The following is a 19,474-nucleotide window of genomic DNA, read 5'->3' as shown; positions in this document are numbered from 1 at the left end:
CTTCCGTGCGGGAGGACCAGATAGCGGCTTAGCTTTCCCTGCGGACGTAGGCCAGAAAGATAAATGAGCCGGCCGACTCCGGCATCTCTGGCAGCATTGCTGAGGTTCCGCACGCACAGCCTTTCCACACGTTCAAAATTGGCGGACGCGTGTTTGTCCCCGGACATGGAGTGCACCAGGTAGTACACAATGTCGGCTCAGTGACCCAGATTCTGTGCCCTCTGCGGATCCTCTATGGAGCCCACCGTGATCTCCACCTGGTCGCGACAGGGCACATCCCGGAGCTTTTGTGGAGTGCGAGTCAAAAACCCGCACCTCATGGTGGGCTTCCAATAGCAGGGGCACCAGGCGCCCGCCAATGTATCCGGTGGCTCCGGCAACGGTTATCACGCTCATGGTGCAAACTCCTTGTTGAGTGAAACTTTACAAACAGACTTCATTCGACCATTATGTAATTAGATTTTCTGATAATCAATGGTTGGAGGTGTTCCTTGCAAAACTCACACGGTGGTCCTGCCCCAGGACGGATGCATCCGGCGTCGGTGCTGGTTCGTCACATCCTTGTTTTGAATGAGGTAATGGAGTTCATCATGCGCCGGGAAATGGACCTGAACGAAACCGACTTCCAGGCCATGCAGCATCTGATGAAGCAGCGATCCATGTCCCCTGGCGAGTTGGCAAAGTTGCTGCACCTTACGGCGGCAGCCACAACCACGGTCATCGACAGACTGGCGCGTAAGGGGCACATCACCAGGACCCCCCACCCCACTGACAGGCGGCGATTGCTCATTAGCCCAAGTGAACAATCCGAGAGAGCAGCCATGGAAAAGCTCATGCCGATGATCATGGACGTTGACAACAAGGTGCGCAGCTACGACGATGGCGAACAAGCCGTCATTGTCGACTTCTTGGGTAGCGTGGTGGCCTCCATGAGTAGCCGCGTGGAGGACTTGAAAAATGGCCACGCCCCGAGTCCCGCAACCGAGCAAAATGATAGCCGGAAGGTGTAACGATCATGCCAGCGAAGAACGAAAGCCAACTAGCCCAGCCAATCGCCCGGAAACCCGGGACACAAGGTGAAACACTTTTGGTCGAGCGGGGAAATTGCTGCGCCTCGACCGCCCAAAACCCGGCAATACCTTTGGGCTGGGCGGACTTTCAGATCAGGGTCAAAGAGGTGCTGGAGCACTACTTTGCTGCTCAACGTCAACGTGCCGAGGGGTACTCGCCAGCATTTGGTGAGTTGTGGGATCGCATGGCGGCCACAACGAGCGGGGGGAAATGGATGCGTCCCAAACTGGTCTACCTGACCTTTGAAGCTTTCGGGGGGGATGACTGGCGGGCGTGCAGCGAACTCGCTGCCGCCTTTGAGGTGCTCCACGCAGCATTGCTGGTGCACGATGACGTGATTGACAGGGACTTTGTTCGCCGCGGTGTGCAAACACTCGGCGGTAGCTACCGGGACGTGGCCACCCGTGCCGGCCACAGTAGCATCGACGCAGACCACGCCGGATTCTCCGCCGCCATCATTGCCGGGGATCTGCTCCTGACGGGTTCCCTGAAGCTGGCAACCTCTGCAGCCACAGGGCACGGGCAGGGCTCAGCGATTCTCGCCACCATACATGAAGCGATCTTTGCCTCCGCGGCGGGCGAGCTTGATGACCTGTTGTTCTCACTGGGGAGCAGCGATCCTGATCTGCGTGAAGTTCTGAACATGGAGCGGCTGAAAACTGCCGTTTATTCCTTTGAAATGCCGTTGCGTGCAGGAGCCCTGTTGGCGGGTGAATCAGTGGCCACCGCCGACGCGCTCGCTGCCGTGGGCCGAGACATCGGAGTGGCCTACCAAGTGGTCGATGACGTTCTGGGAACCTTCGGCCAGCAGTCCCTCACCGGCAAACCTGTTGATTCGGACCTGCGGGAAGGTAAGCACACCACCCTGACATCATTCGCCGAGGGTTCCGGAGAGTTTGTTGCAGCCATGGCGGCTTTTCGTGCAGGTGAGGGCGACGCCGAGGCTGTGCGGGCCGTGCTGCGCCAGCTCGGCGCTCGGGAGCATGCCCTGGCGCTGGCCAAGAGCCTGGTGGTAGACGCCATTGATAAGGCCACGGAGCTGGACTTGCCCGAGTCCTTGTTCATGGAACTTACGCAAATCTGCGACTACGTCCTGAGCCGGAGGAGTTAGCCATGGGAACCGAACCCCTGAGGCACTATTCCGAGACCGCCACGCGAAGCGCGGCAGTGGTTATCAAAAGCTATTCGACGTCGTTCGGCATGGCCTGCTGGTTACTAGGGACCAAGGCTCGCCGGGAAATAGAGAACATTTATGCACTGGTACGGGTGGCCGACGAGGTGGTAGACGGCGCAGCCGCGGCGGCAGGCCTGGGCCAGGAAGCAGTGCGCGCCCAGCTTGACACCCTGGAACGGGAAACCGAGCAAGCCCTGTCTAGCGGCTACAGCACCAACCTGGTAGTTCACGCTTTTGCCGGCACCGCGCGGCGGGCAGGTATTGACTCCTCGCTGACCAAGCCGTTTTTCGCCTCCATGCGCACGGACGTTTCGCAGAACACGCATTCACCGGACACCTTAGCCGAGTACATTTATGGCTCAGCTGAGGTGGTGGGCCTGATGTGCTTGAAAGTCTTCCAGACCATGGACGGTGCGCAGGCCGGTCACGAACAGCAGCTGCTGGATGCGGCCCGCAGCCTGGGCGCCGCATTCCAAAAGGTGAACTTCCTGCGCGATCTGGGGGCCGACAGTGCAGAGTTGGGGCGACTGTACTTCCCGGGACTGGACCCTGCGGCGTTCAACGATCATCACAAGGATGCGCTGCTTGCCGAGATTCGCCACGATTTGGCAGTTGCCCGGGCCGGTATGCCTTTCCTTCCCCCGCCGGCCCGGCGGGCCGTGCGGTTAGCCCACGATCTCTTTGCCGCCCTAGTCGCCAAACTGGCCCGCATCCCGGCGGCCCGACTCGCCCAGGAAAGGGCCAGGGTTCCTGGCTGGCACAAGGTGATGATCGCCGTGACGGTGTGCCTAGGCGGAAATCGCCCAGGCACCAGCGAAAGTGTTCCAGATCGGCCCCGCTTTCCGATTCCAGAACCGCAGGCTTCGGACTCTAAAGTGCACGATTCAACCGTGGAGGTTTCCTCATGAATGGCACGCGCCGACCAGACTTGCTCATGAAAAGGCTGATTCCTGCCTTGGCCAGGAAAGGAAGCGGCAGGCCTGCGGATAATGCCTCCGGGCCATGCGTGGTGATCGGCGGTGGTATTTCCGGCCTGGCCACGGCGGGTCTTCTGGCCAAAGACGGGCACGCTGTGACGGTGCTGGAACAGCAGGAGCAGCTCGGGGGTCGGGCCGGCCGCTGGGAACGCGATGGTTTCACCTTTGACACCGGCCCCAGTTGGTACCTCATGCCGGAGGTCATTGACCATTGGTTCAAGATGATGGGCACCAGTGCGGCCGCGGAGCTGACATTGACCCGGCTGGATCCTGCCTATAAGTTATGGAGCGCCGCAGGCGGTCAGCAGGGGGCTGATTCCACGGTGGTCCGCACCGGACGTGCCGCCGCTGTGGACTTGTTCGAGTCTCAGCAACCACGCTCCGGGGCGCAATTGGAGAAGTACTTGGATTCCGCCGAACTGGCCTACACCCTGGCCAAGAAACATTTCCTCTACGACCCCTTTGGCACGCTGCGGGGCTTGGTCACGCCGGCGGTGTTGCGTCATGCCCCACGGCTGGCCCAACTTTTAACCCGTTCCCTGCACGGTTTCGTGGCGGGCCGGTTCACTCATCCTCTACAACAAAAGATCCTTGGGTACCCTGCCGTATTTTTGGGAACCAGCCCCTACAAAGCGCCCTCGATTTACCACCTCATGAGCCACCTGGATCTCCAGGACGGCGTACTGTACCCGCAGGGTGGCTTTGCCGCGGTGGTTGACGCCATGGAACGGGTCATCCGCAGGGCCGGTGTCCAGATCGTCGCCGGGGCCACGGTCACGCAAATTGTCACTGGCCCGGCGGACGGCGGGGCGCGGTGCGAGGCAGTCGCCTGGCGGGACCGGGACGGCGTGGAACATCGCAGCGGTGCCAAGCTAGTGGTTGGTGCCGCGGATCTGCACCACATTGAGTCGGCACTGTTGCCGGAGACGCTGCGCACGCGATCTGCCAAAAAGTGGGCCAAGACTGATCCCGGCATCAGTGCGGTACTGGTGTGCTTGGGCGTCAGGGGCGGCCTACCACAGTTGGCCCACCATAACCTCCTGTTCACTGACGACTGGCAGGACAACTTCGCCCGGATCGTTGACGGACAGGCACTGGCGGACACCACCTCCATCTACGTTTGCCGTCCGAGCGCCACCGATTCCTCCGTGGCGCCTGCCGGTACCGAGAATCTATTCCTACTCATCCCGGCACCGGCCCTGCCGCAGTGGGGCAGGGGAGGGTTCGACGGCGGAGGCTCGTCGCACGTGGAAAAGGTTGCTGACGCGGCAATCGCCCAACTGGCGATCTGGACAAACACGCCGGACTTGGCCGAGCGGATCATGGTGCGGCGCAGCTACGGCCCGGCGGATTTTCAAGACGACGTGAACGCTTGGCAGGGAAGTGCCTTGGGATTGGCGCACACGCTTCGCCAGAGCGCCTTCCTGCGCCCCGGCAATGTGAACCACAAGGTCAGCGGGCTCTACTACGCCGGCAGTTCTGTGCGCCCCGGCATTGGGGTGCCGCTGTGCATGATCAGCGCCGAGCTGGTGCTCAAATCGGTGCGCGGAGACAAGACCGGCGGACCCTTGGCTGAGCCTGAACCCGATGTGCCGGCATCAGTTTCTGGCACAACTGTGGCCGAAGGCATGAGGGCACCGGACACTGATCATGCTGTGCGGGTGGTCGTGCCTTGATCTACCTCATCATCTTGATGCTCCTGCTGTGCTGCATGGCCCTGCTGGATGCGCGATGGAAGCTGTTCTTGTTTGCCCGCCCGTGGGCAGCGGCGGCCGTCTTGGCCCTGGGCACCGCCTATTTCTTGGTGTGGGATGTAGCAGCGATAGCGGCCGGCATCTTCTTGCACAGGGAATCTCCTCTCATGACGGGTATCATGATTGGTCCACAGCTGCCCTTAGAGGAAGCATTTTTCCTCTTGTTTCTGTGCTACCAAACCATGATCTTGTTCACCGGAGCCGTGCGTTTGTGGCACCACCGAGGGACCCTGCGCCGGAAAGGGGAGCAATCATGAACTTTTCCCAGCTTAACGTCATCTTTGTGGCCGTGGCCGTGCTGGTCATGGTGACGGCGCTGGCGCAGCATCGAGGGGAAACCGGTCGGCGTGCGGTGATTGCCGTCGTCGTCGGAACCATTGCAGTCCTGATTGTTCTGACGGCCATTTTTGACAACCTCATGATTGCCTCGGGACTCTTCGACTACGCCGGGCACACCTTGAACGGCATTCACGTCGGCCTGGCACCCATTGAGGATTTTGCCTACCCGATTGCCGCCGGATTGCTACTGCCGGGCCTGTGGCTGTTGTTCACACGGGGGCGGAAGGCATGAAGACACTATTCCTCTCGTCCCGCCCGGTTTCCTGGGTGAACACCGCCTATCCCTTCGCGGCTGCATATTTCCTGGCCACCGGGAGAATCGACTGGATATTTGTGGTGGGGACCGTGTTCTTCCTGATCCCCTATAACCTGGCGATGTACGGCATCAACGACGTGTTCGACTACGAATCCGACCTTCTCAATGCCCGCAAGGGCGGTATTGAAGGTACCGTGCTGGAGCGCACCCACCACCGCCTCATCCTCGTGTCTGCAGCCGTGGCTGTGATTCCTTTCGTGGCTGCGCTGCTAACTCAAGGCGGGGTGCTGGCCAAGTCGGTGCTGCTGATATCCCTTTTTGCCGTGGTCGCTTACAGTGCGCCCGGGCTGCGTTTCAAGGAGCGGCCGTTCCTTGACTCCATCACCTCCAGCACCCACTTTGTTTCCCCGGCCGTTTACGCCCTAGTGTTGGTCGATGCGCCCTTCACCCCCGGCATCTGGGCCTTTCTTGGGGCATTCTTTCTCTGGGGCATTGGCAGCCACGCCTTTGGTGCCGTGCAGGATATTATTCCTGACCGCGAGGGTGGGTTGGCCTCCATCGGCACAGTCATGGGGGCACGCGCCACTGTTGCCTTCTCCGTGCTTGCCTATGTCGGTGCCGGGGTGCTGATGCTCTGGACGGCGGTGCCGTTTGCCGGCCTGCTGGCGGTGCCGTACCTGGTCAACGTTGCCTCCTATCTGCGGGTCACCGATGCTACCTCCACATCCGCCAATGTGGCCTGGAAGCGCTTCTTGTGGCTGAACTACCTCACTGGTTTCCTGGTGACCATGACTTTGATCTGGCTGGTCTTGAACCGCTAAGGCGGAACGAAAGGTGTATGAGATGACCATTTCCCTGGTCTGGTTCCGTGATGATCTGCGCGTGGCGGACAACCCTGCCCTGCTTGCTGCCGTCGCCGACGGTGGGGCCGTGGCCCTGTACGTCCTGGATGAAGAGTCCGCTGGTATCCGGCCGCTGGGCGGGGCCGCCAAGTGGTGGCTGCACCACGCACTGGCGGATCTCAGCAGCGAATTGGCTGAACTGGGCGTCCCGCTGATGCTGCGTCGCGGCCCCGGGGCGCAGGTTATCCAGACAGTGGCCTCCGAGCTGGGGGCTGGCGCCCTTTACTGGAACCGGCGCTACGGCGGTCCGGAACGGGCCGTGGACACAGCCGTGAAAGAGTGGGCCGCCGGGCGGGGGCTCCACACCGAAAGTTTCCAGGCCTCCTTGCTGCATGAACCCTGGACGGTCCGCACCGGGGCCGGCAATCCCTACCAGGTGTTCACCCCCTTCTGGCGGGCGCTCTCGGAACGGGACTTCCGGGCGCCGCTGGGCAGGCCCGACGCCGGTCACGGGTTTGGCGGGGACCTCCCGGTGAGCGACCGGCTGGCGCAGTGGGCCCTGGTGCCAACCGCCCCGGATTGGTCCGGCGGGCTGGCCGCAACGTGGCAGCCCAGCGCCGCGGCCGGGCAGGAAGCATTGGCGGATTTCCTCGCCAGCCGGGTGCGGGACTACTCGGACGCCCGCGACCGGCCGGACCAGCCGGGCACCAGTCGCCTGTCCCCGTATCTGCGATGGGGCCAGCTCAGCCCCTTCCAAGTGTGGGCCGCGCTCGCAGACCTCCGCAGCGAGGGAACCTCCGGCCCCGCAGTGTTCGCTTCGGAGCTGGGGTGGCGGGAGTTTTGCTGGCACCAGCTCTTCCACCACCCCGACCTGGCCACCACCAACCTTCGCCGGCACTTTGATGCTTTCCCGTGGCAACTGCCGGACGCAACGGATGCAGCCTACTCAGGGTCCGCCGTCGAGCATCTGCGTGCCTGGCAGCAGGGCGCCACCGGGATTCCGCTCGTGGATGCCGGGCAACGCGAGCTGTGGCGCACCGGGTTCATGCACAACCGTGTCCGGATGGTCGCGGCCAGCTTCCTGGTCAAGAACCTGGGGATTCACTGGTGCGTGGGGGAGGCGTGGTTCTGGGACACCTTGGTTGATGCCGATGCCGCGTCGAACCCAGCCAACTGGCAGTGGGTGGCAGGATCGGGGGCCGATGCCGCCCCGTTCTTTAGGATCTTCAACCCGCTCACGCAGGCAAAGAAGTTCGATCCGGAAGGGAAATACGTCAACCGCTGGGTACCGGAGCTCCTGACCTCCGACTACCCGCAACCCGTCGTCGACCTCGCCGACAGCCGGCGGGCGGCCCTGGACGCCCTTGCCGCTACCAAGTCAAGTCTCACTTAGTGAGATGGCTTGCTCATCATGTGGATAGTTTCGTTAGGCTGAAATCATGAGCGCATCGATTGACATTGCAGTTATCGCCGGCGACGGCATCGGCCCCGAGGTCACCGCGGAGGCTGTGAAGGTCTTGAAAAAGGTCACCGCAGCGGAGGGTGTCGAGCTGACACTCACTGACTACGCCCTGGGAGCCGAGCACTGGCTGGCCACGGGGCAGACCCTGCCCGAGGAGACCATCCAGGCCCTCCGCGGCCACGACGCCATCCTCTTTGGTGCTGTCGGTGCAGCCCCAGGCGACACGCGCATCCCGTCCGGCCTAATCGAACGCGAGATGCTGCTCAAACTTCGCTTCAGTCTGGACCACTATGTGAACTTGCGCCCCTCCTTCTTGTACGACGGCGTCGCCTCACCCCTGGCGGCCCCCGGCACCATCGACTTCGTGGTGGTCCGTGAGGGTACCGAGGGTCCCTATGTGGGCAACGGTGGCGTGCTGCGCAAGGGCACCATGCACGAGGTTGCCACGGAGGTCTCCGTCAACACCGCCTTCGGTGTGGAGCGGTTGGTACGCGACGGCTTCCGCCGAGCCAGCGAACGCCCCCGCAAGAAGTTGACTTATGTGCACAAGCACAACGTGCTGGTCTACGCAGGGCACCTGTGGAAGCGCACCGTGGAGGCCGTAGCCAATGATTTCCCCGAGGTCAGCGTGGACTACCTGCACGTCGATGCGGCCATGATCTTCCTGGTCACCGACCCGGCCCGCTTTGACGTGATCGTCACCGACAACCTCTTTGGTGACATCATCACCGACCTGGCCGCGGCCGTCACCGGCGGGATCGGCCTGGCAGCCTCCGGCAACATCAACATGGACCGCACGGCGCCGTCCATGTTCGAGCCGGTCCACGGCTCCGCACCCGACATTGCGGGCCAGCAAAAAGCGGATCCGACGGCGGCCATCTTGTCCGCGGCCCTGCTGCTGAACCACGTCGGCTACCCGGGCGCGGCCACCAAAGTCGAAGAAGCGGTGGCTGCGGATATCGCAACCCGGAACCCCGCGGCGGCGCGCACAACCAGCGCCATCGGTGACGCCATCGCGGCGGTCCTCTGAGCAACAAAGCCGACGCGCGGGAGAATCGGTGGGCAGGAGTACGCTTAACTTATAGAGTGAGTGCACCGTAACTGAAGGGTTCGGCGCACCACCACAAGTACTGCGCAGAATTCTCAGCACTCAACTCCGCCTCAAACTGGTACTACCAATGACGGGCACAACCATGTGGAGGAAGCATGACCCAGACAGCCAGCGAGCCGACCTTTTCCCGGCAGCGCAACGAGAACCCGAAGAGCAGTGCCGAGCGCGAGGCTATTTTGGCGAACCCCGGCTTCGGTGACTACTTCACGGATCACACGGCTGTGGTCGACTTCAAGGTTGACGCGAACGGCGAGGGTGGCTGGTCCAACGCCCGCATTGAGCCGTACGGCCCCATCGCCATGGACCCGGCCGCCGCCGTGCTGCACTACGGGCAAGAGATCTTTGAGGGCATGAAGGCCTACCGGCACGCCGACGGCTCCGTGTGGACCTTCCGTGCCGAAGCCAACGCTGCCCGCCTGAATGCCTCCGCCCGCCGTCTGGCCCTGCCCGAACTGCCACCTGAGGTGTTTCTGGAATCGCTGCGCGAGCTGGTGGCTGCGGACCAAGAATGGATCCCCACCGGAGACGGCGAAGCCCTATACCTGCGCCCGTTCATGATCGCCACCGAGGCATTCCTGGGTGTCCGCCCGGCCCGGGAGGTTTCCTACCGCGTCATTGCATCGCCCGCCGGCAACTACTTTGGTGGCGAATTGAAGCCCGTCTCGATCTGGCTGACTACCACCTACGCCCGCGCCGGCGAAGGTGGCACGGGTGAGGCCAAATGCGGCGGAAACTACGCCGCATCCCTCGCCGCGCAGATGGAGGCCGAGGCGCAGGGCTGCAAGCAGGTCCTCTTCCTTGACCCCTTCAATGACAACGCCATTGAAGAACTTGGCGGCATGAACATCTTCTTCGTCTTCAAGGACGGACGCCTGGTTACCCCTGCGCTGAATGGGCACATCCTGCACGGCATCACCCGCTCCTCAGTCATGCAACTCGCCGCCGACCGCGGCCTGCAGGTCCAGGAACGCAAGATCACCATCGATGAATGGCGCGACGGCGTGGCTGCCGGGGAAATCACCGAGGCGTTCGCCTGTGGCACCGCGGCCGTGATCACCCCGATCGGCGAGCTGAAGATGGCCGACGGCGTCATCGCATCCCCGGGAGAGGGTATCGGCGAGGTAACTGCAGCCATCCGCGAACAGTTGCTCGGCATCCAGACCGGCGTGGTGGAAGACCTTCACGGCTGGCTGACCCGCCTGGTCTAGCCCCTGCCGGTGCTACCGCGGCGACCAGCCATGTTTGCGCCCGTTCCCCATTAATGCGCCCCGTACACCGAGCTCATTGATGGGGGACGGGCGCATTTGTGCTTAAGCACGATGGTGGGTGGCCGCCTAGGTGCGCCGCCCGCCTTTGCGGCTGGCTACCAAAGAGCAGCGGAGCTGACATTTCCTATTGTTCCGTCATTGCATGAGGAACAGCTGCCTAACTGTGGTGGGGCTTCAAGCGTTCATTATTTGCATTGACTGTCGGGGGAAAATTGAAAGCACTCTTTGATCTATCGTTCACGACGTTTGTGGCTCCTAGCATCGCCTGGATTGTCTATATTCTGCTCATGGTGGCCATCGGGATTTTCTACCTGATCTCCGTCATTGTCGCCTTCTATAGCAGTACCGGGTTTGGCCTGTTCATCATGGTCATTGTGGGCCCGCCCGTTGGCCTGTTTTACCTAGTGTTGGCGCGGGTGGGAGTTGAATCGTTGATTGCCACAATCCGCACGGCCAAGAACACGGCCGAACTGGTCCGCCTACAAGGCGGTGCCCAGCCCAACGCTCAATTCGGCCCTCCGGCTAACTACCCGCCGGTTCCGCCCTTTTCTCATCACGGCCGGGAGCATCCGCAAGTCAGTGCCAGCGCAGGTGCGGGTCATGCTGGGTGTGATTAGCCCAGACCTGCCCGGGAAGCAGATCCACACGTGCGCAATACCTGCGCAGCGTGGAGCTGGCTGGCTTGCGGAGATAGTTCACAAGGACGTGGATAAGGCTGGGCTCGTGCCCATGCCTAGGTGCCCAGGCCTTGTCAGCGTGGATTGGCTCCTGCGCCGTTGGGATCGGCTGGCTCCGTAGTCCGATCCTCGACCTCGGGTATCATTTCCCAGCGCTGGCGCGGCAGCGAGGACGGGTGGGTCCGTTGGATGAATCCCACCATGGATTCCCTGACCAAGCAGCGCAAGTCCCAGAGATCGTCACTGTCGGCGGCACTGACAACAACCCTGATCCGGACCAGGCTGCCAACGGCGTCGGTCACTGCCAAGTTTCCGGTGCGTCCATCCCATAAGGGTGTGGAAGCCAGGAGCCTTTCCAGGTGAGTGCGCAGATCGGATACCGGTGTGTTCCAGTCAAGGTCGAGCTCCACGCTGCCCTTGATTTTAGGGTTGTTGCGGGTCCAGTTTTCAAAGGGGGTGGTGGTGAAGTACGTGGAAGGCAGGATCAGCATCCGTTCGTCCCACACCCGCACCACCACATAGGTCATGGTGATCTCATCCACCTGTCCCCACAGGCCTTCCACGACCACCACGTCATCAATTCGGAGTGCATCAGTGAACGCCAGCTGTACGCCGGCAAAAACATTGGCCAGGGAGCTCTGAACGGCGAGACCGGCGACGATGGAGATTAGTCCGGCCGAGGCCAGAATCCCTGTTCCTAGTGCCCTGACTTCAGGAATAGTCAGCAGCAGACCGGCCACGGCCAAGGTGATCACCAGCGCGCTAATGACCCGCCGTCCGAGGGTGACTTGCGTGGTGAGCCGGCGGCGGCGCCTGCTGTCGGTGACGCGCCCGCTGAATTGGCGCAGGAGAATGCGTTCGGCCACTGACAGGGCCGCCAGGAACAGCCAGCACAAGGCCGCGATGAAGGCCGCCACCAAAATGAAATCAACGGCAGCGAACCATGGTTGTCCGGACACGGTGGAGGCGAGCGCGATCCGCAATCCCACCGTGAGAAGGACCACGAAAACCGGAGCCTTGGCTGGCGCGGAGCGGCGTTTGAAGTCCGTAATCTTACGGAAGGCGTGATTGGTGACCAGGCGCAGCACGTATGTCGCCAGCAGGGCAAAGGCGATGGCGGCCAGAATCGCTAAAACTGGTCTGATCGCTAGTTCGAGTTGTTCCATCCCTTGATCGTGTCAGAGAACCCTGGGGGTTTGTCCAATCAGATAAGGGCAGGATGCCGGCCGGCGGCGCATCGCAGAGATTTTTCACAGTGCACGTAAGCAGTCTCACCTGGCATATTATGCAGTGAAAAGCGATGACGGCAGCTGACCCACCGATCACCGCACAGGCGCTGGGAGGAAAGACTATGGACGATGACCAACGTAGGCGAGAGCTCGGTGCGAACGACGCCCCCGTGGAAGAAGAGCTGGAAACATCCTTCGACCTCATTGTGGACGAGGGGGCGCAGCGGTTACACCGTTCCTGGCCTTCGGTGCTTGTCACCGGCGTGTTTGGTGGGATGGAGGTGGGCTTGGGGGTCATGGCCTACCTCGCCGTGGAATATGCCACGGGAAATCAGCTATTGGCGGGGCTGGCCTTCAGCATTGGTTTCATAGCCCTGCTGTTGGCCAAGAGCGAATTGTTCACGGAAGGCTTTCTGGTTCCCCTCGCCGCCGTCGCTGCCAAGGAGGCCCGGGTGGGGCAACTGCTGAAATTGTGGGGCGGAACGCTGGCGGCCAACCTTGCCGGTGGCTGGGTCATCATGTGGCTGGTCATGCAGGCGTTCCCCGAATGGCGCGACACCGTGGTCGAATCCGCAGCCCACTTTGCCTTGGCGCCGTTGTCCTTGCAGACGGCAGTGTTGGGCATCCTCGGTGGCAGCACCATCACGCTCATGACACGCATGCAGCACGGCACGGAGTCCATGCCGGCCAAGATTGTCGCGGCCATAGGCGGGGCGTTCCTGCTGGCCGGCCTGCCGCTGTTTCACTCGGTGCTGGATTCGCTACTGATTTTTGGTGCGATCCAGGCAGGGGCGCCCTTCGGCTACTTGAACTGGCTGAACTGGTTTTGGTACACGGTACTGTTCAATGTTGCCGGGGGAGTGCTGCTGGTCACGGCGCTGCGCCTGGTGCGCACCAAGGACCTCGTCAAGGAGAAGCGAAAAGAGGCTGCTGCCAAGGGCAGGCCTGCCGGGTAACTGCTGGACCGAGCGATATTCCGGCTAGACTCGGTCCCATGCGTATAGCCCGTTTTGTTGTAGATAATGACCCGATGTACGGCATTGTGGAAGGGGAGACCGGCAGTGAAGTTGTCACTGTCATTAAGGGCGACCCGTTCTTCAACGGCGTGGAGCCCACCACCATCAAGTACCCGCTGGAGGATGTGCGCCTTGTGGCCCCGATCATCCCGCGCTCCAAGGTCATCGGTGTGGGGCGCAACTTTGCCGAACACGCCCGTGAACTGGGCAACGAGGTCCCCGAAAGCCCGCTGCTGTTCCTGAAACCCAACACCTCCGTCATCGGCCCGAACGAGCCCATCGTGCTGCCCGATTTCTCCGAGGAGGTCTCCTACGAGGCCGAACTGTGCGTGGTCATCGGCCGCATCTGCAAGGACGTCCCGGAGTCGCGCGTGGACGAGGTCATCTTCGGTTACACCTGCGGCAACGACCTCACCGCCCGCGACGTCCAAAAGGGTGATGGCCAGTGGGCCCGCGCCAAGGGATTTGACACCTCCGCGCCACTGGGTCCGTGGATCGAAACCGAGCTGGACCCCGACGACGTCACCATCAAGGGCTGGCTCAACGGCGATCTCCGTCAGGACGGCAGCTCCAACCAGATGGTGCGCAGCGTCCGCGAGCTCGTCTCGATCATCTCCCACGCCTTCACCTTGTTGCCCGGAGATGTCATCATGACCGGCACCCCGGCCGGAGTGGACCTGCTCAATGCCGGGGACCGCTACGACATCGAAATCGAGGGCATCGGCCGCCTTTCCAACCCGGTGGTTCGGCGCTAGCGTCCGATTTTTTCTCTCACCTTTGTGCCGCCGTCGTCCTTGAAGAATCCACCCACGCCCGCAGGGTTCCCAGACTGACGTACCTGATGGGGGAGTGGGTGGGGAACGACGGCGGCACGTGAGCATGATCCCCACGTGCAGGGCGATCGGCATGTACTGCCAATACTTCTTCCCGAGTGTGCCGGCGGCGATCTGTGCGGTGGCGCCCTGGTTGGGCTGGCGGTGGCCGGTGAAGACAACCGCCGCCCCTGCGGGCCCGTACCCCTGGTGGGGCGGTGCGGGCCAGCAAGTGCGGCGGCTGTTTTTCCTTGACTACCGTTAGCTGGCGCTTTCTGCTCGTCGCGTTGCCGCGCGGCGACGGAGCATGATCGTCATGGCAATGGCCACCAGCAATGCCCCGATGATTGCCAGGATGGGCACCGGTGCCGCGACAGCCCCGGCGGGGGTGACGGCGGAAACGCCGGTGAGCAGCTCCGAGGTGCCATCGGCTACCTGGCTGTTGCCCACCGCCAGTGTTTGTGCTCCGTCCGCCATACGGCTGGCCCCGGTGGAAAGACCTGACGCTCCGGCAGCGAGCTTGGCGTTTCCGGCTGCCAGGGTGGTGCTGCCTTCAGCGAGCTTCCCGGCACCTTCGGCAAGTGTCTTGCTGCCTTCCAGCAGGCCGGACCCGGCGATCGCGGGAGTCCCCGCCACGCCCTCGTTGAGTGCCTGCGTACCGGCAGAAAGCTTCGCCGTTCCCGATTCCAGGTTCCGTGTGGCATAGAGCAGACCGGGGCGCTCGGGATCTCCGGGGGTGCCATCCATGCCAAAGACTAGCTGTTGGGTGCCCGTGGAGAGTTTTTTCGTGCCCGCTGAAAGCGTTGAGCTGCCGGTGGCGAGGGAGGCAGCGCCGTCAATGAGCCCGGGCTTGCCTGCCGTGCCCCTCAAGCCGGTCGCGATTTCTGAGGTGCCGCCGCTGAGCTTGCCCGTTCCAGCCGAGAGCGCGCTGGATCCGGCTGCTATGGACTTCAAAGCGCTGAGCAGACCGGGCTGGGAAACATCATTTGGCTGGCCGTGGACGCCCACCACCAACTGCCTGGTCCCTGCATACAATGCCGTGGTGCCCTCCGCGAGTTGCTTGGTTCCGGTGGATACCTCAGTGGCGCCCTCGGCAAGCTTCATGTTGCCAGCGACAAGTCCCGGGTTGGCAGGGTCGTTGGGCACTCCGTTGAGCCCTGCGGATAGTTGCATTGTGCCACCGGCAAGCTGCTGGGCTCCGGCCCAGAGCTGGTTGGCGCCGGCCACCAGTCCCGGATTGGCTGGATCGGTGCTATTGAGCTTTTTCCCCAGCACGCCAAAGCCACCCTGCAGCTGCTGGCTGCCAGCCACAAGTTGGGTGCTACCTTGTGAGGCCTGCTGGGCGCCTGCCTCCAGCGCTGTCAGTTGGTCTAGCAGGGCACCCAAAGGGATCCCTGGGGTGGCTAGTGCGGCGGCCCGCAGGCTGGACAGTCCCTCACGCAGGGCCGCGACGCCGGTGGCATCCACGCCGGGAGTGGAACCGTGTCCGGCCAGTTGTGCTGCTCCGGCAGCCAACTGGTTTACACCGTCGGCCAAGTTCTGTGGATCCGCGCCGTTTGCAGACGGAGTAAGTCCGGCTGAGAGCTGGCCAACACCTGCGGCCAAGCCCTGAGAGCCCGCATTAACTTGCTGGGCTCCTGCGTTTGCCGCCGAGGCCCCGGCACCCAGTGCAGCGGCACCGGCTGAGGCAGCTGAGGCACCTGCCTTCAGTTGCTGCGCACCGGCATTAAGTCTGTTGGCACCGGCAGCGGCATCCCCTGCGCCCTTGTCCACGGCCACGATGCCGGGGGCTAGCTGGGTGGCAACACCTTCGGCCACGGTGGCAGTACCAGACTCGAGTGCTTTGGATCCGGCGAACAGTTCCTGGGCCCCAGCGTTGGCGGCGAAGACGCCCGGTGCTAGCTGGTTCTTCACTCCGTCAGCGATGGTTGCTGCGCCTGCATTCAGTTCCGTGCCACCGGCAGCCAACTGATTGGCACCGTCTGCCGCTGCGTAAACGCCCGGGGCGAGCTTGTTCCGGACGTCGTTCGCCGTCTTGGCGGCACCCTCGGTCAGCGCCTGCGCTCCGTCGTTGGCGCTGAAGAGCCCGGGCGCCAGCTTATCTTGGATGCCTTGGCTCAGGGCGGTGGCACCGGTGGAAAGTTTTCCGGCACCGCTCTCGGCGGCAGTGGCGCCTACGGCCGCTGAGGCCGCACCCTTCGACAATGCCGCCGCACCCGCGTCGAGGTCCGCGGCGCCCTGCTTGAGTTTGTCGGCACCGGCGGAGGTTAACTTGGAGCCATCATGGAGTTGTGAGGCGCCGCTGGCAATTTTGGTGGTGGTCAGGGCGAAGAACATGATCAAACCCAACACAAGGAGGCTCAGAAGGGCATGTGCGATGTAATGGTTTTTGGTGGAGCTGCGCAACGGTGCGCCTACGGTTCTGCGGGACATGGGCAGTTCCTCACGAAAGTTGGGTGCGTGTGATGTAGCTAACAACTTAAGCTACTGACGAGTAACATACATGAGGCATTGGCAGTTAAGTCAGCCGTTATGTAAACGTGACTAAAACTCGAAAAAGGGGCAGCTCTGGTTGAAGGTGGCGTTTGTTGGCTCAGACCCCCTTGCCAGTTTGCACGCGCCACCGCTTGCACGCGCCACCGCTGGGAGCCGCCATCCAAGCGGAGCCCCAGCGGGATACCGGCAATCTGGTCAAGGCGTCTAAACTGGAAACATCATGACTATTGCAGCCCAGATCCCCACTGTTACCGCCGAAACCCCTGTCCGGGTAAGGTTCTGCCCCTCACCGACCGGCACGCCCCACGTGGGGCTCATCCGCACGGCCTTGTTCAACTGGGCGTACGCCCGGCACACGAACGGAAAGATGATTTTCCGCATCGAGGACACCGATACCAAGCGCGACAGTGAGGAAAGCTATCTCCAGCTGCTCGATGCGATGAAGTGGTTGGGCATTGACTGGGACGAGGGTGTTGAGGTTGGTGGCCCTCACGAGCCATACCGTCAGTCGCAGCGCAACGACATCTACCAGGACGTCATTGCCAAACTGGTTGCCGGTGGCCACGTATACGAGTCGTTCTCCTCCCCTGAAGAGGTTGAGGCACGTCACAAGACGGCCGGCCGGGACGTCAAGCTTGGTTACGACAACTTCGACCGCGACCTCTCGGCAGATCAGATTGCCGCATTCAAGGCCGAAGGCCGCCAGCCTGCCCTGCGTCTGCGGATGCCGGATGCGGATATCACCTTCACGGATTTGGTCAGGGGCGAGATCACCTTCAAGGCAGGATCAGTTCCGGACTACGCGCTGGTCCGCCCCAACGGTGCACCGCTGTACACGCTGGTGAACCCGGTGGACGACGCCTTGATGGGTGTCACCCACGTGCTGCGCGGCGAGGACCTGCTTTCCTCCACGCCACGCCAAGTGGCTCTCTACCAGGCCCTGTACGCCGTGGGGGTTGCCCAGTACATGCCCTTGTTTGGGCACCTGCCCTACGTCATGGGCGCCGGCAACAAGAAGCTTTCCAAGCGTGATCCCGAGTCAAACCTGTTCCTGCACCGTGACCGCGGCTTCATCCCCGAGGGCCTGCTGAACTACCTGTCCCTGCTGGGCTGGTCGCTTTCCGCAGACGAGGACATCTTCACCGTGGAACAGCTTGTGGAGCACTTCGACATTCACGACGTCCTAGGCAACCCGGCACGCTTTGACGTCAAGAAGGCCGAGGCCATCAACGGCACCCACGTGCGCATGCTTGGGGCCTGCGACTTCCGCAACCGCCTGGTGCCATACCTGCAGGCTGAAGGCGTCGTGGGGGAGACCCTCAGCGCCCGTGAGGAGGAAATCCTCACCGAGTCCGCCCCGCTGGTGCAGGAGCGGATCACCTTGTTGGGTGAGGCTCCACAGATGCTGGCGTTCCTGTTCAAGAGGGACGACGGCGTCGACGTCGCCGACGATGCGCGCAAGGGGCTGCCAGAAAACCTGACCGAGGTGCTCGATGCCGCCTTGGCGGCCCTGGAGCCCCTGGAAGAGTGGACCGCGCAGAGCATTCAGGCAGCCCTGAAGACGGCCCTGGTGGAGGGCCTTGGTGTGAAGCCGCGCCTGGCCTTCGGCCCCGTCCGTACGGCACTGTCGGGGCGGCGCATTTCCCCACCGCTGTTTGAGTCCATGGTGATTCTGGGCAAGGAATCCTCACTGACCCGCCTCAAGACGTTCCGCGGCTGATCAAGTTGACGTCCAGCGCTTTGCAAGCAGCCCCTGACTCGCCCTTTTCCTTGGGGCGGGTCGGGGGTGTCTTGTTTGACATCGACGAGACCTTGGTGGACCTGTACGCCGCCATGCAGGCTGCCATGGAGGTGGCGGGCAGGGAGCTGCTGCCGGCCAACACGGCTCAGGACTGGGACACCTTCGCCGCCATCTATATGGCCGACACGCACAACTATTACGACCGCTATGTGGCTGGGGAGTTCAGCTTTGCCCAGCAGCGAGGCCTGCGGGCCCGCGTCGTCTTCGACCATCTGGGGTTCAGTGGTTTCGACGACGTTGCCGAGCAACGTTGGATTGCCGATTTTGAAGCCGCCCAGCCGCTGTCCATCAAGGCTTTTGAGGACGTGGTGCCCATCCTTGACACGCTTGATGAGGCAGGAATCCCATACGGCTGTGTGAGCAACAACGTCCACGACTACCAGCGCGCCAAGCTGGATACAGCCGGCCTGCAGCGCATCGAGGTACTGGTGGGCATCGACACCCTCGACGCGGCGAAGCCGGCACCGCAGGTGTTCCTGGAAGGTTGCCGCCAACTGGGTACCCACCCGGCGCAAACGCTGTACGTGGGGGACAACTACATGCTCGACGCCGTCGGCTCCTCCCAAGCCGGGCTGCGCGGGGTCTGGCTGAACAGGGAGAACGTGCAGGCGCCGTCGTGCGAGGGCGAAGCTGTGGACGCCCTGGGCGGGGTCCAAGAAATCGCAAACTTATTCGAACTGGCCCTCCTTTTGGCACTGGAACCGCTCAATACGCGGCTGTGACGTACCGCTCAGCCCATTTCTGTCTTCTCGTTTTGGTGTCTGGGAAACTATCGGGTAGAGTCTTATCCCGGCGCGAGGGCCGCTGAAAGCCCGGGGAAACCCGAGGATTTCACGGCAGAACGTGGCCATTGGGATATGGTGTAATTGGCAACACATCGGTTTCTGGTACCGACATTCTAGGTTCGAGTCCTGGTATCCCAGCGCTTGTAAAAGCCGCCCTTCGGTTGGCGTGAGCAGCAAAATTCGGGTAATGTTTCTGAAGATTGTTGAGCAAAAACCGAATGTATTAGGGCCCCATCGTATAGCGGCCTAGTACGCTGCCCTCTCACGGCGGTAACGCGGGTTCGAATCCCGCTGGGGTCACAAGCAAGGCCGGAAACCTACGGGTTTCCGGCCATTTTGCTTTAACAAACCCGCCAATTGTCACACCAAAGGGTTTGTAGCTGGCATTGAACTGGCATGATGAT

Annotated in this window: 18 protein-coding genes and 2 tRNA genes; 17 read left to right on the top strand and 3 right to left on the bottom strand. The window is 62.3% G+C overall.

The window, feature by feature from the left end; all coding sequences use genetic code 11:
• Positions 1-132 precede the first annotated feature (132 nt).
• Complete coding sequence (locus AOC05_RS20575) at positions 133-396, bottom strand: NAD-dependent epimerase/dehydratase family protein (protein WP_335337580.1); 264 nt, start codon at positions 394-396, stop codon at positions 133-135.
• A gap of 182 nt (positions 397-578) precedes the next feature.
• Here AOC05_RS20575 and AOC05_RS09675 point away from each other — a divergent pair, with 182 nt between their 5' ends.
• From AOC05_RS09675 to AOC05_RS09625, 11 genes are all read left to right on the top strand, one after another.
• Positions 579-1,010 (top strand): MarR family winged helix-turn-helix transcriptional regulator, encoded by a 432-nt coding sequence (locus tag AOC05_RS09675; protein WP_062007037.1) that lies wholly within the window; start codon positions 579-581, stop codon positions 1,008-1,010.
• A gap of 5 nt (positions 1,011-1,015) precedes the next feature.
• Complete coding sequence (locus AOC05_RS09670; protein WP_082357901.1) at positions 1,016-2,182, top strand: polyprenyl synthetase family protein; 1,167 nt, start codon at positions 1,016-1,018, stop codon at positions 2,180-2,182.
• A 2-nt stretch (positions 2,183-2,184) separates the two neighbouring features.
• Complete coding sequence (locus AOC05_RS09665; protein WP_082357900.1) at positions 2,185-3,153, top strand: phytoene/squalene synthase family protein; 969 nt, start codon at positions 2,185-2,187, stop codon at positions 3,151-3,153.
• Positions 3,150-4,898 (top strand): phytoene desaturase family protein, encoded by a 1,749-nt coding sequence (crtI, locus tag AOC05_RS09660; RefSeq protein ID WP_231687086.1) that lies wholly within the window; start codon positions 3,150-3,152, stop codon positions 4,896-4,898. The genes AOC05_RS09665 and crtI overlap by 4 nt, the downstream gene beginning before the upstream one ends.
• The gene (locus AOC05_RS09655) at positions 4,895-5,233 is read left to right on the top strand and encodes a lycopene cyclase domain-containing protein (protein ID WP_082357899.1); all 339 of its coding nucleotides are present in this window, start codon (positions 4,895-4,897) and stop codon (positions 5,231-5,233) included. The genes crtI and AOC05_RS09655 overlap by 4 nt, the downstream gene beginning before the upstream one ends.
• Complete coding sequence (locus AOC05_RS09650) at positions 5,230-5,547, top strand: lycopene cyclase domain-containing protein (protein WP_062007035.1); 318 nt, start codon at positions 5,230-5,232, stop codon at positions 5,545-5,547. Before AOC05_RS09655 ends, AOC05_RS09650 begins: the two co-directional genes overlap by 4 nt.
• The gene (locus AOC05_RS09645; protein ID WP_062007034.1) at positions 5,544-6,392 is read left to right on the top strand and encodes a prenyltransferase; all 849 of its coding nucleotides are present in this window, start codon (positions 5,544-5,546) and stop codon (positions 6,390-6,392) included. Before AOC05_RS09650 ends, AOC05_RS09645 begins: the two co-directional genes overlap by 4 nt.
• A 22-nt stretch (positions 6,393-6,414) precedes the next feature.
• The gene (locus AOC05_RS09640) at positions 6,415-7,806 is read left to right on the top strand and encodes a cryptochrome/photolyase family protein (protein WP_062007033.1); all 1,392 of its coding nucleotides are present in this window, start codon (positions 6,415-6,417) and stop codon (positions 7,804-7,806) included.
• Positions 7,807-7,852: 46 nt separating this feature from the next.
• Positions 7,853-8,905: a 3-isopropylmalate dehydrogenase gene (locus AOC05_RS09635; RefSeq protein WP_062007032.1), complete on the top strand. Its 1,053-nt coding sequence runs from the start codon at positions 7,853-7,855 to the stop codon at positions 8,903-8,905.
• Between the two features lie 176 nt (positions 8,906-9,081).
• Positions 9,082-10,194, top strand: coding sequence for a branched-chain amino acid aminotransferase (locus tag AOC05_RS09630; protein WP_062007031.1), 1,113 nt, complete (start codon positions 9,082-9,084; stop codon positions 10,192-10,194).
• 272 nt (positions 10,195-10,466) lie between these two features.
• A complete protein-coding gene (locus tag AOC05_RS09625; RefSeq protein WP_186760614.1) occupies positions 10,467-10,871 on the top strand; it encodes a DUF4282 domain-containing protein in 405 nt (134 codons plus the stop codon).
• Positions 10,872-11,005: 134 nt separating this feature from the next.
• Here AOC05_RS09625 and AOC05_RS09620 read toward each other — a convergent pair whose 3' ends face one another.
• Complete coding sequence (locus tag AOC05_RS09620; RefSeq protein ID WP_082357897.1) at positions 11,006-12,097, bottom strand: mechanosensitive ion channel family protein; 1,092 nt, start codon at positions 12,095-12,097, stop codon at positions 11,006-11,008.
• Between the two features lie 185 nt (positions 12,098-12,282).
• Between AOC05_RS09620 and AOC05_RS09615 the strand changes: the two genes are divergently transcribed.
• Together AOC05_RS09615 and AOC05_RS09610 are read left to right on the top strand one after the other, a co-directional pair.
• Positions 12,283-13,116 (top strand): formate/nitrite transporter family protein, encoded by an 834-nt coding sequence (locus tag AOC05_RS09615; RefSeq protein ID WP_062007029.1) that lies wholly within the window; start codon positions 12,283-12,285, stop codon positions 13,114-13,116.
• Positions 13,117-13,154: 38 nt separating this feature from the next.
• Complete coding sequence (locus AOC05_RS09610; protein WP_062007028.1) at positions 13,155-13,931, top strand: fumarylacetoacetate hydrolase family protein; 777 nt, start codon at positions 13,155-13,157, stop codon at positions 13,929-13,931.
• A gap of 318 nt (positions 13,932-14,249) precedes the next feature.
• Here the strand turns inward: AOC05_RS09610 and AOC05_RS09600 are convergent, their stop codons facing one another.
• Entirely contained in the window at positions 14,250-16,421 is a 2,172-nt protein-coding gene (locus AOC05_RS09600; protein WP_062007026.1) for a hypothetical protein, read from the bottom strand.
• A gap of 283 nt (positions 16,422-16,704) precedes the next feature.
• Here AOC05_RS09600 and gltX point away from each other — a divergent pair, with 283 nt between their 5' ends.
• From gltX to AOC05_RS09580, 4 genes are all read left to right on the top strand, one after another.
• Entirely contained in the window at positions 16,705-18,204 is a 1,500-nt protein-coding gene (gene gltX, locus AOC05_RS09595) for a glutamate--tRNA ligase (RefSeq protein WP_062007025.1), read from the top strand.
• 5 nt (positions 18,205-18,209) lie between these two features.
• Positions 18,210-19,007 carry an HAD family hydrolase gene (locus tag AOC05_RS09590; protein WP_082357896.1) on the top strand — a complete coding sequence of 266 codons (798 nt, stop codon included), beginning with the start codon at positions 18,210-18,212 and terminating at the stop codon, positions 19,005-19,007.
• Between the two features lie 129 nt (positions 19,008-19,136).
• Positions 19,137-19,208, top strand: a tRNA-Gln gene (locus AOC05_RS09585).
• 89 nt (positions 19,209-19,297) lie between these two features.
• A tRNA-Glu gene (locus tag AOC05_RS09580) sits at positions 19,298-19,370 on the top strand.
• Positions 19,371-19,474 lie beyond the last annotated feature (104 nt).

It is taken from the genome of Arthrobacter alpinus (assembly GCF_001294625.1).
GTDB lineage: Bacteria > Actinomycetota > Actinomycetes > Actinomycetales > Micrococcaceae > Specibacter > Specibacter alpinus_A.
The sequence above is the reverse complement of the archived record's forward strand: the minus strand, read 5'-3'. Positions and strand labels throughout refer to the sequence as shown.